The sequence below is a fragment of the Ensifer sp. GW101-20A05 genome (assembly GCF_059424735.1).
The window spans coordinates 519,849-534,124 of sequence record NZ_JBWKZT010000003.1 but is presented as its reverse complement, the minus strand read 5'-3'; the positions used below and the strand labels follow the sequence as shown (position 1 = coordinate 534,124).

The 14,276-nt window shown below is 63.3% G+C and carries 12 protein-coding genes; 4 read left to right on the top strand and 8 right to left on the bottom strand.

From position 1 onward, the window contains the following. The 3 genes from AC070A_RS11780 (at position 1) to AC070A_RS11770 (ending at position 3,869) form a co-directional block, all read left to right on the top strand. Positions 1 to 840 carry an SDR family oxidoreductase gene (locus AC070A_RS11780; protein ID WP_110877956.1) on the top strand — a complete coding sequence of 280 codons (840 nt, stop codon included), beginning with the start codon at positions 1 to 3 and terminating at the stop codon, positions 838 to 840. A gap of 97 nt (positions 841 to 937) precedes the next feature. Further along, positions 938 to 2,530 carry an LTA synthase family protein gene (locus AC070A_RS11775; RefSeq protein ID WP_093231877.1) on the top strand — a complete coding sequence of 531 codons (1,593 nt, stop codon included), beginning with the start codon at positions 938 to 940 and terminating at the stop codon, positions 2,528 to 2,530. Between the two features lie 28 nt (positions 2,531 to 2,558). Beyond that, positions 2,559 to 3,869: a capsule polysaccharide biogenesis protein gene (locus AC070A_RS11770; RefSeq protein WP_113737125.1), complete on the top strand. Its 1,311-nt coding sequence runs from the start codon at positions 2,559 to 2,561 to the stop codon at positions 3,867 to 3,869. A 36-nt stretch (positions 3,870 to 3,905) separates the two neighbouring features. Here the strand turns inward: AC070A_RS11770 and AC070A_RS11765 are convergent, their stop codons facing one another. Further along, complete coding sequence (locus tag AC070A_RS11765; RefSeq protein ID WP_058323572.1) at positions 3,906 to 5,078, bottom strand: MFS transporter; 1,173 nt, start codon at positions 5,076 to 5,078, stop codon at positions 3,906 to 3,908. Between the two features lie 48 nt (positions 5,079 to 5,126). Between AC070A_RS11765 and AC070A_RS11760 the strand changes: the two genes are divergently transcribed. After that, a complete protein-coding gene (locus tag AC070A_RS11760; RefSeq protein ID WP_057248156.1) occupies positions 5,127 to 5,651 on the top strand; it encodes an Lrp/AsnC family transcriptional regulator in 525 nt (174 codons plus the stop codon). Between the two features lie 32 nt (positions 5,652 to 5,683). Here AC070A_RS11760 and AC070A_RS11755 read toward each other — a convergent pair whose 3' ends face one another. From AC070A_RS11755 to AC070A_RS11725, 7 genes are all read right to left on the bottom strand, one after another. Further along, positions 5,684 to 6,694 carry a KpsF/GutQ family sugar-phosphate isomerase gene (locus AC070A_RS11755; protein WP_057248155.1) on the bottom strand — a complete coding sequence of 337 codons (1,011 nt, stop codon included), beginning with the start codon at positions 6,692 to 6,694 and terminating at the stop codon, positions 5,684 to 5,686. A 145-nt stretch (positions 6,695 to 6,839) separates the two neighbouring features. Continuing rightward, complete coding sequence (locus AC070A_RS11750) at positions 6,840 to 7,295, bottom strand: RrF2 family transcriptional regulator (RefSeq protein ID WP_057248154.1); 456 nt, start codon at positions 7,293 to 7,295, stop codon at positions 6,840 to 6,842. 212 nt (positions 7,296 to 7,507) lie between these two features. Then, entirely contained in the window at positions 7,508 to 7,720 is a 213-nt protein-coding gene (locus AC070A_RS11745) for a hypothetical protein (RefSeq protein ID WP_057248153.1), read from the bottom strand. 509 nt (positions 7,721 to 8,229) lie between these two features. Continuing rightward, entirely contained in the window at positions 8,230 to 10,767 is a 2,538-nt protein-coding gene (gene secD, locus AC070A_RS11740) for a protein translocase subunit SecD (RefSeq protein ID WP_057248152.1), read from the bottom strand. Positions 10,768 to 10,879: 112 nt separating this feature from the next. Then, on the bottom strand, positions 10,880 to 11,287 hold the full coding sequence (locus AC070A_RS11735; protein WP_245299219.1) for a hypothetical protein: 408 nt from the start codon (positions 11,285 to 11,287) through the stop codon (positions 10,880 to 10,882). A 183-nt stretch (positions 11,288 to 11,470) separates the two neighbouring features. After that, positions 11,471 to 13,078 (bottom strand): 5-guanidino-2-oxopentanoate decarboxylase, encoded by a 1,608-nt coding sequence (locus AC070A_RS11730; protein WP_057248150.1) that lies wholly within the window; start codon positions 13,076 to 13,078, stop codon positions 11,471 to 11,473. Further along, positions 13,075 to 14,265, bottom strand: coding sequence for a pyridoxal phosphate-dependent aminotransferase (locus tag AC070A_RS11725; protein ID WP_112994394.1), 1,191 nt, complete (start codon positions 14,263 to 14,265; stop codon positions 13,075 to 13,077). The genes AC070A_RS11730 and AC070A_RS11725 overlap by 4 nt, the downstream gene beginning before the upstream one ends. Between the last annotated feature and the right edge of the window lie 11 nt (positions 14,266 to 14,276).

Here is a 14,276-nt window from a genome sequence, read left to right as displayed (position 1 = left end):
ATGACGCATGTGATCATCACCGGTGGCTCGAGCGGTATCGGATTTGCGGTTGCGTCCATCTACGCGGCTCGTGGCGCCCGCGTCTCGCTCATCGCGCGCTCCCGGGACCTCTTGGAACGGGCGCAAGCAGACCTGGCCCGCTCAGGCGCTAGCGGCGCCGACAACATCAGGATCGAGGCTGCCGATGTTGCTGCGGAAAGCGATGTCGAGGCGGCGATCCTACGGTGCGAACAAGCCTTCGGTCCTTGCGACATCCTGGTGACATCGGCAGGTATCGTCGAGCCCGGCCGTTTCGAGGAACTCGACAGCGCTTCATTCCGACGCCAGATGGAAACCAACTTCTCCGGCACGGTGCACGCGGTCCGTGCTGTCTATGACGGCATGAAGCGGCGTGGCCATGGCCGGATCATGATGATCTCCTCCGGCGCCGGCCTCATCGGCATCTACGGCTATTCCGCCTATTGCGCGTCGAAGTTCGCGCTGCACGGCTTCGCCCAGGCGCTGCGCTCGGAAGCCTGCGCCCACGGCGTCAGCGTCTCCGTGTGTTTTCCGCCGGATACGGAGACACCCCAGTTTCAGCGCGAACTCGCAAGCCGTCCTCCGGAAGCGGCCAAAATTATGGGCACGGTCCGTCCCTGGCCTGCCGACGCCGTGGCGAAGACAATCGCCAAGGGCATCGACCGCGGGCGGTTCGAAATCTACTTCGGCACCACGCTCTTTCTCCTCGGCCGCTTCGCGCCGGCCATTCGTCCCTTGCTCAACTGGTGGTTCGACAGGGTGATTGCGCGCGGCGGCAACACCGCGACGCATAATAGTGGAGTGTCGGAGCGCCGGACCTGACGGCGCTTGTACGTCCAAGCGATAAGATCTAAGTGTCGGGCGGACGCTGTGCCGCATCAAGCGGCGTCGGCCGGCATGAAGACATGAAGGTTTCCGCTTGGCGTTGCTTCCCTTTCAGCTGCACGACTACCCAAGAACACTGACGCTCTGTTGTTACGTGCTCTCCTGTGCGGTGATCTTCTTTACCGATCGCTTTGCCCTGCCGAAGCGGGAGCGGCGCGCCCATCCCTCGCCCTTCGGGCGGACGCAGGATGTCGTCGATGCGGTTGCCCGCCTGCCGGTCATCGCGCTGGTCTTTGCAGGATTCTTCGCCGGCTCCTGGCGGCCGCTGTATGCCGCAGCCGGCACGATGAGCTTCTTCATCATCTTCACCGGCATTTCCCGCGCCAAGTTCAAGTTCATCCGCGAGCCGCTGATCTTTTCGGATATCGCGCTCGTCGTCGACGTCTTCAAGTACAAGACGATTTTCTATGCGAGTTCTTTAAACGTCGTCTTCTGGACCGTCGCCTTCCTCTATGTCTTCGGCGTGTCCGGCCTTTACATGTATTTCGAGCCGGCCATCCTGCCCGATCGCGGCAAGGCGTTCTGGATCCTGTTGATGCTCGGGATCGCCTACGGACCCTGGCTTCTGCTCTTCTACGGCCCGGTGAACCGCCCGACGGCGGCGCTGGTGCAAAGGCTGCTGAAAACACTCGACGTCAAGGTGAACACGGTGCGCTTCGGCACCTTCGGCTCGGTCGTGTTCCGCTTCATCGTCTGGCTCGGCGTGCGGCGTGAAAAGATCGTCGCGGAACTCTCCGAGATCGTCCGGGCCGCCGTGCATGATCTGATCGGCGACGACGGCTCGCCGCTGATCGTCGTCTGGCAATCGGAATCCTTCATCGACATGCGGCACTTCGGCGTCGATACGCTTGATATGCCGACGCTGGATCGGCTGCGGCGCGAGGCGGTGCAATGGGGCCGCCTCAGCAGCGTCTTCGAAGGCGGCTATACGCTGCGCACGGAATTCGCGGTCATCAGCGGCCTGGTGCCTGACGACATCCACGTCGACGCCAGCTACCCCTATCTCAGGGCCTCGCACTATGCCGACGTGGTCTGGCCGGGAAAGATGAAGCGCGCCGGCTGGAACACGCATTTCATCCATCCCTATGACCGCACCTTCTTTCTCCGGCACAAGGCGATGCCGCAACTCGGCTTTTCCAAGCTGACCATGCTCGACGGCTTCGACCATCGCCCCGAAAGAGACGGCCCCTACGTCTCCGACGAGAAACTTGCGGCAAAAGTGATCGACGCATGCGAGAAGCTGCCGGAGGATGAAAACGGCTTCATCTTCGTTGCCTCCATGGCCAATCACGGTCCGTGGGAGCCGGGTCGCGTCGGTGATCTTACCAATCCCGTCGACATCTATCTGGCCATTCTCGAACAATCCGATGCGGCGCTGAACATGCTGAGCGAACGACTCGACAAGCTGGACCGCCCGGTCTGGCTCGTCTTCTACGGCGACCATGCGCCGCTGCTCAAATCCTTTGCCGATCCCTTCCCCGACCCGCGAACCGACTACCTGATCGTACCGCTTGCCAAGGCCAAGTCGTCTTCCCACAAGCCGGTGGAACCGAGTAATGTCGAAGCCTGGAACTTGATCGAGGCCCTGCTCAACCACGCCAACCTCAGAAAGGATACGCTGCGGTAGCAGCAGTGGACGGATGGAGAACGCTTCGATGACATCGACCGGGGCGGTCGATCGGCCAAGGCGACGGGTGTTCCTGTTCCTGCAAGGCCCTTCGTCGCCGATCTTCCGCAAGATCGCCGATCGGCTCGAAGCCATTGGCCACACCTGCCTGAGGATCAACCTCAATGTCGGCGACCAGATCATCTGGGGCCGCAAGGGTGCCTATAATTATCGCGGCACGGCAGCCGATTGGCCAGCCTATATCGAGGCCTTCATCGCGCGCCATGGCGTCACCGACATGCTGCTGCTCGGCGAGGAACGCGCCTACCACCAGGCAGCCACCACGGTCGCGCGGCGCAAGGGTGTCGCAGTCGCCATCGTCGAGATGGGGTATCTTCGGCCGGACTGGCTGACGCTCGAGCGCAACGGCATGTCCTCGAACTCACATTTCCCGTCCGATCCCGCGCAAATCCTTGCGGCGGCAGCGGGCGTCCCGGAACCGGACTGGCGCAAGCACTACAGCCAGACGTTCCTCGCCGATGCGAGCTATGACCTGTTCTACAATCTGCCGAACGTCTTTCTCTGGTTCCTCTTCCCACACTATCAGCGCCACGCGATCTTTCATCCGCTCGCCGAATATGCGGGCTGGGTCCGCCGGCTCCTGTCCGAAAAGCGGCGCAACTCGGAAGCCGAGGCGACCGTTGCCAAACTGCTTTCGCAGGACGCGCCCTATTTCGTCTATCCGCTGCAGCTCGAAACCGATTTCCAGCTCAGGGCCCACTCGCCTTTCCATAGCCAGAGGCAAGCGATTGCCGAAGTGCTGGCTTCCTTCGCCGCCTTTGCGGCGCGCGACGCGCGCCTCGTCTTCAAGGTGCATCCGCTCGACAATGATCTGATCCCCTGGCGCAGAATCATCGACGAACGAGCGGCAGCGCTGGGGCTTCGCGGGCGCGTCTTCTATCTCGATGGCGGCAACCTCGATACGCTTGGAGAGGCAAGCGCAGGCATAGTCACGGTCAACTCGACGGCCGGTCTGCATGCATTGAAGCAGGGGCGACCGGTGAAGGTGCTTGGCACGGCCTTGTTCGACATCGCCGGACTGACCGACCAGCAGCCGCTCGACGATTTCTGGCGTGCGCCGCAGGCGCCAGATCCGGATCTGGCGAACGCAATGTTCCGCCTGCTCGCCGCCTCGATCCAGGTACGCGGAAATCTTTATTCGCGCGCCGGAAGCGATGCCGGCGCCGAGGCGATCGCCAAGCGGCTGAGTGAGAACAGCCTCAACCAGCCAGGCGCCTTCGTGGACCCGCCACCACGCCGCAAGCCGCAAAAGCGGCCGAGGATCGCCTCCTCCGCGTGACGACGACTGACGTAACAGCGGGTCTGTTAAGCCAGACTACCGCCGCGCCGTCGCGACGGCGAAGGCCGCCAGGAGCATCAGGCCTGCCGCTGCCAAAGGCAGCACAAAGAAGGCTGCCCGGGCATAGGCTGCACCGAACCCGATCGTGCCGACAAAGAGCGCGATATAGGTGACGCCGCTGTTCAGCCCCATGATCGCGCCGCGCTTGGCGGGGTCGAGGCCGGTGAGCCGCATGATCAGCACATTCAGCCCGAAATGGTTGGCAAGCCCCCAAAGGAAGACGACGGCCAGCATGGCAGCGTAGGAGCCGCTCGCCACAGCCATGGCAACGTAGACGCCCGCGACCGCCAGGAAGATCAGCGGCAACAACCGGGCGGCGCCGAAACGATCGATCAGGCGGTCAAGAAAAGCGGCGGCGCCGAAACCGAATCCATAGGAAACGGCGATGAGACCGTTGGCGGTGACAGGCAGGCCGAGTGCGGCATGCAGGTGCTCGCCGATATAGGCATAGACGCCGTAGAAGGCGGCCATGAAGGCGGCGCAGGCGATCAAGAGCGGTGCAACGCCGGGAACACTCAATGCCGCCAGCGGTGATGTCGCTGTACCGGTGGCGCCTTCCTGCGCCGGCGCAAACTTGACCGCAGTGCAGGCGATCAACGTGGCGGCGGCGACAATGACATAGACCGTGCGCCAACCGGCAAAATCAGCGATCGCTGCCGATAGCGGCACGCCCGCCACCATGCTGAGCGTCCAGCCGGTCAGCACCAGGCCGATCGTCTCGCTCTCGCGTCCGGTCGGCGCAATGACCGAGGCCAGCGTATAGATCGAGGGAAGCGCAATGCCCGCGGCCAGACCGACGACGAGCTGGGCGGCAACCAGGAACGCAAGCGATGGCGCGAGCGCACTGCCGCCGAGCCCTGCAGCCAGAAGCAAGAGAGCCGCAGCCAACATGCGGCGCGGACCATGGCGATCGATGAAGCGGCCAAGGAAAACGGCGCTGACGGCCGTGCCCAGGCCAAAGACGGCAGAGGCCGTCATGACGGCGGGAACGTTGGCGCCAAGGCTTCGCGCCACCTCCGGCGCGATCGGCCCGAGGGCGAGGGAGTTGGAGCCGATGACGCCGATGCAGATGGTGAGCAGGTAGGCGAAGGGCGGGATACGTGCCCTGTCGACTGAACCGCTGGAAATGGATTGATTGATGTTCGTCATTGTCTCATGTTTGCAGAATGAAATTCAGCAGCAAGAGGAAACATCGGAATGGATCAAAATACAGATGACGTTCGGCGGAAGCGTCCACCGGAGCGCGACCTCGACGCGATGGACCGAAAACTATTAGGCGTGCTGGTCGAGGATGCGACGACGAGCTATGTCGAACTCGGTGAACGGGTCGGGCTTTCGCCACCGGCGGCGCATGAGCGTGTGAAGCGGCTCAGGCGATCAGGGGCGATCCGCCGCGTGGCAGCGCTGATCGATCCCGAGGCCGTCGGCAAGACGTTGCTCGCCTTCGTCCATGTCGACACGACCGGCTGGGGAAAGACACAGGCGCTGCTTGCCATCGAGGAATGCCCCGAGGTGGAGGAGATCCACTCGGTCGCGGGCGATACCTGCATGCTGCTCAAAGTCCGCACGGAAAGCACCCATGCGCTGGAGGGGCTGCTGGCGCGCCTCTACGACACGCCCGGCGTCAAGGCGACGCGCAGCTATGTGGTGCTTTCAACCTATCTGGAACGGCCGGTGCAGCCGGGCACGACGGGCGACTGGCCCGCCGTGGTCAAGGGTTAGGCAGCTTTCGCGAGGTGTACTACCCCTAGCCCTCAGACGACGCCGGCGCGCAGCAGGTCGTGAATGTGCAGGATGCTGACCGGTGCTCCGCCATCGCCGACGACGAACAGCACCGTTACCTTGTGCTGCTGCATGAATTCCATGGCGCCACTCGCGAGCACGTCGCCACGGATCACCCGCGGATTGCGCGACATCACCGCCTCGACCGGTTGCTGGAGCAGATCGCCCGACATGTGGCGGCGCAGGTCGCCATCGGTGATCACACCGACAAGCTTGCCGGTGTCATCGACGATGCCGACGACGCCGAAACCCTTCGACGACATTTCGATGAGGGCCTCGCTCATCGGCCGCCCCGTCTGGAGCAGTGGCATCTGGGCGCCCTCATGCGCCAGCTCGCGGACCAGCCGCAACTGCGCACCGAGCTTGCCACCGGGGTGGAATGTCTTGAAATCTTCGGCCGAAAAGCCGCGCCGTTCCAGAAGCGCGATCGCCACCGCGTCGCCGACGGCGAGCTGCAGCATTGCGGATGTCGTCGGCGCGAGGCCGTGCGGGCAGGCTTCCTGCACCTTGGGCAGTACGATCGGCACTTCGGAATTCCGCGCCAGCACGCTGTCGCGGTTGGCACAGATCGAGACGATCGGCACGTTGAAGCGCTTGGCATAGGTGAGCATGTTGGCGAGCTCGGCCGTCTCCCCCGACCACGAGAGCAGGATCAGCACGTCCTGCGAGGTGACCATGCCAAGGTCGCCGTGGCTCGCTTCGGTCGGATGCACGAAATAGGCCGAGGTGCCGGTCGATGCTAGGGTCGCAGCGATCTTGCGGCCGATATGGCCACTCTTGCCGACGCCGGAGACGACGACACGCCCCTGGCTCTCGCCGATCAACTCGACTGCATCGACGACACTGCGGGCAAAAGCTTCGTCGGAACCAAGGTGGTCAGTCAGCGCCTTGATGCCGACCATTGCAGTCGTCAGCGTCCGGCCGATCGACTCCAAAGCCGCAACCGCGGTGCGCTCATGCGCAGATGCTTGTCTCAAACCCATGATGACCCCGATCTTACGAAGACTTAAGTGGCAGGCTGCATCGCTGCCCGCCAGACCATTGACGGCAGATAAGCGCTTTTTCTTGGCAAACCAAGCCTTGGAAGCAGACTTCGGGGGAAAACTGGCGCGATCGGTGGCGTTTTCGTCAGCCGGCCCGCATTTCTTCGACAGTTTCGAGCGGCATCGACTTGTCGGCGGCGAATTCTTCAAGCGTCATCGAGTCGAGGATCGCAGCAACGGCGTCGCGCACCGTGGTCATCGATACCCGCACCTGACAGGTCTCGGGATCGTTGCAGTCCTCGCAGACCTCATAGGCCGTGCGGCTGGCACAGCGGATCGGCGCCAACGGCCCATCCAGCGTGCGGATCACATGGCCGATGCGAATTTCGGCAGCGGGCCGCGACAGCGAATAACCGCCGCCCGGGCCCTTCTTCGAGCGCAGCATGCCGGCGTTGCGCAGTTCGAGCAGGATCGTGTCCAGGAACTTCTTCGGGATATTGTTGCGCTGGGCGATTTCGGTGATGAAGGCGGTCTCCCCCGGCTCCAGCCGTGCAAGATCGACCAAAGCCTTCAGACCGTATTTTCCCTTCTTCGTCAGCATTCCGGCACGCTTTCCCTGCGGCTCCCGATACGGGAATCATCCGCGCAAATGCAAATACATCTTGGCATAGCACAAGAAACGTACTGCCAACATATAATTATAGTGGGGAATTGGCCGAAGTCGCGGCCACGCTTGCAGCGGAAGCAACGACGATTTTCAGAAGTATCGGGCGGATGCGGGAGAAAAGCCGAAAACGACCTTTCTCACCCGCTTCATGCGGCTGCGCTGTGACCCCGCCGCTTCGCCGACACGGCCTGGTGGGCCAGCAGCTGGCGGATCGCGGCACGTGCTTCCTCGGCCGAGCCGAAGCGCTTCGCGTCCAGATCCCAGACGTGATACTTCACCGCCACGAACTTGAAGCGATCTTCATCCGGGACGACCACACCGACGGCTTCGCCGCCAAATTCGATAACTTGCTTGCTCATACAAATAACGCTCCTTCCACGCCGGAGGCGCGGAGACTTTCAATTTCGGCAAAAGATAAAGTTCGAGGGGTTCGACGGTCACATTCGGCAGAGATTGCGAATGTGACGTTTCTCTGTTGCGCGACAAAGGAGACGCGTGCCGAAGAAGGCGGCGGTCGAGACGTTTCCGAACATGTCACTCTCCTTTGGCTGGCCCGGCATCAGCATGCCGGTGCGTTTGATGAACAACCGTGAGGCGGACTCCCCGCGTCACGTATTGGCAAACTAGAATAATCTACCAATTCCGTCAATTAAAAAGATGAAGATGCGAAAAATAATTCTCACCCTTCAAATCTTAGGGGGACGCGGACGCAAAATCCGTTCTCCCGCCCCGGAACCGGAGACCCTCGCTATCTAGGTAGCGAAGAATCAGTCTGCAAGGCACGAGGGGATAAAGACAGCACATTCGGACAAAAAAGGGGCGGCCCGCCGGGCCGCCCCTTCACGTTTTGTATCCCGGGACCGCCGGATCACGCCGCCGGCGTGCCCGCCTGAGGCGTGGTGCTCGAACGAGACGCTTCGCGATCTTTCCACCAACGGTTCAGGAAGAGCAGGATCGGTCCGCCGATATAGATCGACGACGTGGTCGCAACGATCACGCCGAAAATCATCGGCCAGGCGAAGCTCTTGACCGCGTCGCCACCCCAGATCGCCATCGGCACCAGCGACAGGGCCGTCGCCATCGAGGTGAAGATGCATCGCGCGATCACCTGGTTGATGCTCATGTCGATCAGGTCGGAGAACGGCATCGACTTATACTTGCGGAGGTTCTCGCGCATGCGGTCATAAACCACGACCTTGTCGTTGACCGAGTAGCCGATCATCGTCAGCAGCGCGGCGATGGCCGTCAGGTTGAAGTCGATGCCCGTGAGCGCGAAGAAGCCGATCGTCTTGGTGATGTCCAGCAATAGAACTGCGATCGCGCCGACGGCGAAGTGCCATTCGAAGCGGAACCAGATGTAGAGCAGGATCGCCACCATCGCGAGACCGACGGCGAGGAAGCCCGAACGGGCAAGTTCGGTGCTGACGGTCGGTCCGACGACCTCGGTACGCTCGAAGGTCGCATCGGAGATTGTCTGGACTACGGTGTCCTTGATGCGGTTCAGTGCCGCCGTCTGCTCCTGCTCGCCGCCCGGCTGACGCTGAACGCGGATCAGAACCGACTTGTCCTGGCCGAACTCCTGCAGCGCCACTTCGCCGATGTTGAGCGCTTCGAGGTTGTGGCGCAGCGTCGGAAGGTCGAGCGTGTTCTTCGAGGTGGTTTCGACCTGAATACCGCCGACGAAGTCGATGCCGTAGTTGAGGCCCGGCGTGAAGAACAGCACCACCGAGCTAATCGACAGGAACGCCGACATCCCGATGGCGACGAAGCGGCCCTTCATGAAGGAGAAGGACGGAAGCTTCGGAACCTTGCCGAAGAGCGACGGAATTTCGAGCTTCTTCATCTTCCGGCGAACGACGACCTCACGCATCATCAGGCGTACGACGGTGATCGACGTGAACATCGAGATGATGATGCCGAGCATCATGGTGACCGCGAAGCCCTTCACCGGGCCGGAGCCGAAGGCGAACAGCAGCACGGTGCCCGAAAGCGTCGTGACGTTGGAGTCGATGATGGTTGCATAGGCCTTGTTGAAGCCGATATCGAGCGCCTTCATCGCGCCGGCGCCGCCTTCCGTCTCTTCGCGAATACGCGCGTTGATCAGGATGTTGGCGTCCACCGCCATGCCGATGCCGAGAATGATACCGGCGATGCCGGGCAACGTCAGCGTCGAGCCGAGCATGGCCAACAGCGCGATCGTCAGGATCGTGTGCAGCACCAGGCCGACATTGGCGATCATGCCCCATGCGCCGTAGAGCACGACCATGAGGGTAACCACGAGGGCGAAGCCGGCAAGGCCGGTATAGATGCCCATGCGGATGGAATCCGAGCCGAGGTTCGGGCCGACCGAGCGTTCTTCGATGACAGTCAGCGGTGCAGGCAGCGCGCCCGAGCGCAGGAGCGCTGACAGAACGGTTGCTTCCTGCGCGGTGAAATTGCCGCTGATCTGGCCATTGCCACCGATGATCGGCTCGCGGATGACCGGTGCCGTCAGAACCTTGCCGTCAAGCACGATCGCAAAGGGCCGGCCGACAGCGGCCTGGGTAATTTCCGCGAACTGGCGGGCACCCAGGGAGTCGAAGGTGAAAGAAACGATCGGCTCGTTGGTGCGCTGATCGAAGCCGGCCTTGGCATCGGCCAGCCGCTCGCCCGAAATCGCAACGCGACTTTCGACCGCATATTTGTTGTTGTCGTGCGCACCCGGCAGGATGTCGACGCCACGTGGTGCCGGCTGATTGGGATCCACAGTCTGGTCGACCATGTGGAAGCTCATCTGGGCTGTGGAGCCGAGAAGCTGGCGTAGTGCCGTCGGATCCTCGAGGCCTGGAAGCTGGACGAGGATGCGGTCGGAGCCGACGCGCTGGATCAGCGGCTCGGCAACACCGACGGTATCGACGCGCTGACGAATGATTTCCAGGCTCTGCTCAACCGCCTTGGTGGTGCGGTCGGCGAGGCCGGCCTCGGTCATGGCGACCGTGATGGTGTCGCCATCCTCGGTGACCGCGATATCGGAAGCCGAGCCGCCAAAGCCGAGCGTGCCAACCGGGGCAGCCAACTCTTTAAGCTTCGGCAGAACCTTCTCGCGGTCGGCAGCGTCTTCGATCTTGACCGTCACGGTGTCGCCGGCGATGCGGGCCGACGAAGCCGGAACGCGTTCGGCGCGCAGCGCCCGACGCGTATCGTCGAGTAAGGTTTCGAGGCGGGCCTTGCGCAGGCCGGCGGCGTCGACTTCGAGGACGAGGTGCGAACCGCCCTTGAGGTCGAGGCCGAGAGTCACCGGCTTGACCGGCAGCCAGGCGGCGAATTGTTCACGCTGTGCTGGCGTCAGCACGTTGGGAAGCGCCGCGACGCATCCGAAGATGATCACGGCGACATAGACGAGAATCGCCCATTTCGATGTACGCATGTTGTGGTTCCAAAAGAGCCTGCACGGGCACGGGGCGCGTCGTCAGGACTTTGTTTCATCAATGGCGGCGTAGCGGTCCAAGCCGCAAACGAGCCAGAATATGCTTGATGGATCAGGCGCGCGGGGGTGCGCGAATATGGGGCCCATAGCTCGAAGCCCCGCCGATCTGCTCTGCGACACGGCGCAGGAACCGACCGTCCGACGATTGGGGAAATTCCAGCTCCGCGGATACCGGCAGCAGCGCCGGTAACCCATCGTCGGTCGCGGACTTCGCGTCCTTGCGCTCGGCCGTGAACCGAAGGTCTGAAAGCGGTGTCGCCCGCGAGATCTGCCGGGCTGCAGGGCGATCGGTCGAGCCGGTATCGGTGACATTACCGGCCTGGGCGCCAGAGGACGAGCGGGACGGAATGCTCTGCCCAACCGAGATGACCTGCATTGCGAAGGAGGCGCAGAACAGCCACAGCACGGCGAGAAGCCGGCCGGCCTGCATATTCTTGCTGCCACCACCCAAGCGGTCCATCGAGGACGCGGTCCCTTTCCTTGGCGCCTACAAGACGCGCGGCGCTCCAGCGCCAGCGAGACGAAACTCAGCCCGAATGCCCGACCTTAACGAAAGAACGTGGCCGGATTCGAGCATGGGCGCCCTTAACACCATTGCGGGCCGGAAAAGTCAAATCCGGCCCGTTGTGCGACTGAGGCGCGGTCAGGCCGAGAGACCCGCCGTCCGCCTCTCGTGGATCTCGATGAGCGACGGGCCTTTGCGCTCTGCGGCTGCGGCAAGCGCCTGCGCCAGATCGGCAACCGCGGTGAGCCGCTGCCCCTCGACCCCATAGGCCTTGGCCGCCATCAGGAAGTCCGGCGCCGAGGGCCTGACCCCTTCAGGGGTAACGCCGGCGTCGACCATGTAGGACTCGATCTCCTGGTAGCCGTCATTGTTCCAGACGAGGAAGATCACCTTCGCCTGCGCATCCACCGCGGACCCGATCTCGGCCAGCGAGAACTGGAAGCCGCCGTCGCCGACAAGGCACACGACCGGACGCGACGGATCGGCAACCGCAGCGCCCACGGCCGCCGGCGGAGCGTAGCCGAGCGAGCCGTAGCCGGTCGCGGAATTGAACCAGCTGCGCTGGCGCGGCGCATCGCAATAAAGATTGCCGGCATAGACGGCCTGGGTCGAGTCACCGACAACGGTGCAGTCCGGCAACGTCCTGTAGACCGTGTCGATGATGCCGATCTCGGCCTTCATCTTCGGCGTCAGTTCCTTCAGCGCTGCCCGTCTCGCGGTTTCGGCGCGCCCGACGCCATCCTTCGCGGTGTGGCCGGGCAGGAAGGCGAGGATGCCTGCCGTGGCCGCCTTGGCGCCGGAGAGAATGGAAAGGGCTGCATGCGGCCCGCGCGCGAGCTGCGCTGAGTCAATGTCGGTGCGGATGAGATTGCGCAAGGCCGGGAAACCGCCATCGGCATACATGTCGTAGTCCGTCTGGCCCATTTCGGTGCCGAGCGCCAGGACAAGGTCCGCTTCCTTGAGGAGCGACCGCACCGCCTTCAGGCTGGGGCTTGCGGGAACGCGCAAGGGGTTGCCGGCGAGCATGCCGCGGGCGTTGACCGTGGTGACGACAGGCGCGCCGATCTTCTCGGCAAGCGCCGTCACTTCGGCTTCCGCCGTCAACGCGCCGCCGCCGCAGATGATGACTGGCCGCGAGGCGTCGGCGCAGAGGATCGCTGCACGCTGCAGCGTCTCGCTGTCTGAGCGCGGGCGCGTCGCCGTCGCCGGGCGCACCGCCTGCGGCGCGATCTTCGCCGCCATCACGTCGGTCGGAATCTCGATGTGCACCGGCCCCGGCCGGCCGGAGACGAGCACCGAGAAGGCGCGGTCGACGACGAAAGGCAGGTCTTCCGGATTGAGCAGCGTGTGCGAGTAGAGCGCCAGCGTCTTCATCATGCCATGCTGGTCGGGAAGCTCATGCAAGAGCCCGCGACCGTGACCAAGCGAATCGCGGCGATTGACGCCGGAAATCACCAGCATCGGGATGGAATCCTGCCGGGCCTGCGCCATCGCCGTGATGGTGTTTGTGAGTCCCGGACCGGTGATGACGAGGGCGACACCCGGCTTGCCGCTGACCCGGGCATATCCATCGGCCATGAAGCCCGCACCCTGTTCATGGCGCGGGGTCACATGGCGGATCTTCGATGCCGCCAGCCCGCGATAAAGCTCGACCGTGTGCACCCCGGGAATGCCAAAAACCACCTCGACGCCATTGGCCTCGAGCAGATCGACCAGCACTTCTCCAACTGTTTTTTCCATCGTCATGCGCAGCGCTCCTTACGCAGGCTGGACCGCTCGGCGAGCGCAGCGATGCGACGGCAGGCCTCGTCGATGTCCCGATCAGGCACGGTCAGGCTGACGCGCAGATAGTTCTGCGCCTGATCGCCAAAGGATGATCCAGGCATGACGGCAACCCCCTCCTCTTCGAGCAGCGCCCAGGCAAACGCATCGCCGTCAAGGCCGGTTCCGGAAACGTCGATCACAATGAACATACCGGCTTCCGGCGCGAACACCTCGATGCCGGGTGCCGCGGCAAGACCGGCTACGATCTGTGCGGCACGGGACTGATAGGACTCGCGCATCCGCCGCGCGGTATCGATGTCATGGGTCAGGGCATAGGCGGTCATGTCGGCGATGAAAGGCTGGGTGCCGAAGAGCATCGTTTCCGAAACCGGCAGCAGCCGGTTGGCAAACTCGACCGGGCCGACTGCCCAACCACTGCGGAAGCCGGGCGCGGCGTGGGACTTGGAGATCGACGAGACGACGACGGTGCGTTCGGCGAGATCCGGATTGTCGAAGGGTGAGGCGAAGACGGCGTCGAAGACAAGTTCCTCGTAGACCTCATCGCAGACGATCCAGAGATCGTGACGGCGCGCGACCTCGCCGATCGCGGCGATCTCGGCCGCGGTCAGCACGGCCCCGGTCGGATTGTGCGGCGTGTTGAGCAGCAGCACCCGGCTCTCCGGTGTGATCGCCTTTTCGAGATCTTCGGCCTGCATGTGGAAGCCGAATTCCGGCTTCAGCGGCACCAGCACCGGATGGGCGCCGGTGGAGCGGATCACGCCCTCATAGGTCGCATAGAGCGGGTCGCCGACGAGCACCGCGTCGCCGGTTTCGACCAGAGCCAGCATCACGGAGAAGAGCGCCGTCTGGGTGCCGGGGAAGCACAAGACATTCGCCGCGGTGACGCCGTCACGGCGCCGGCGATATTTTTCCGCGAGCGCAGCCACGACCGGGGGCTCGCCGCGGCCATTGGAGTAGCGGTAGCGCCCGGCATTCATCGCGCGCTGGCATTCTTCGAGAAGGGCGCGGTCCGGCGGAAGGTCCGGTTCGCCAATCGTCAGTTCGATGATGTCGGCGCCACTTGCCTTCAGTTGGCGGGCACGAATATGCAGCGACCATTTTCCCGAACCAAGCTCGGCAAGACGTTCGGTGATGGACGCGTAGCGCATGGTGTTTTCTC

Excerpts from the sequence above, each read along its gene's own strand:
- AC070A_RS11780 (WP_110877956.1), top strand. The coding sequence starts at position 1 with ATGACGCATGTGATCATCACCGGTGGCTCGAGCGGTATCGGATTTGCG.
- AC070A_RS11770 (WP_113737125.1), top strand. The coding sequence starts at position 2,559 with ATGACATCGACCGGGGCGGTCGATCGGCCAAGGCGACGGGTGTTCCTG.
- AC070A_RS11765 (WP_058323572.1), bottom strand. The coding sequence starts at position 5,078 with ATGACGAACATCAATCAATCCATTTCCAGCGGTTCAGTCGACAGGGCA.
- AC070A_RS11760 (WP_057248156.1), top strand. The coding sequence starts at position 5,127 with ATGGATCAAAATACAGATGACGTTCGGCGGAAGCGTCCACCGGAGCGC.
- AC070A_RS11755 (WP_057248155.1), bottom strand. The coding sequence starts at position 6,694 with ATGGGTTTGAGACAAGCATCTGCGCATGAGCGCACCGCGGTTGCGGCT.
- AC070A_RS11750 (WP_057248154.1), bottom strand. The coding sequence starts at position 7,295 with ATGCTGACGAAGAAGGGAAAATACGGTCTGAAGGCTTTGGTCGATCTT.
- AC070A_RS11745 (WP_057248153.1), bottom strand. The coding sequence starts at position 7,720 with ATGAGCAAGCAAGTTATCGAATTTGGCGGCGAAGCCGTCGGTGTGGTC.
- secD (WP_057248152.1), bottom strand. The coding sequence starts at position 10,767 with ATGCGTACATCGAAATGGGCGATTCTCGTCTATGTCGCCGTGATCATC.
- AC070A_RS11735 (WP_245299219.1), bottom strand. The coding sequence starts at position 11,287 with ATGGACCGCTTGGGTGGTGGCAGCAAGAATATGCAGGCCGGCCGGCTT.
- AC070A_RS11730 (WP_057248150.1), bottom strand. The coding sequence starts at position 13,078 with ATGACGATGGAAAAAACAGTTGGAGAAGTGCTGGTCGATCTGCTCGAG.
- AC070A_RS11725 (WP_112994394.1), bottom strand. The coding sequence starts at position 14,265 with ATGCGCTACGCGTCCATCACCGAACGTCTTGCCGAGCTTGGTTCGGGA.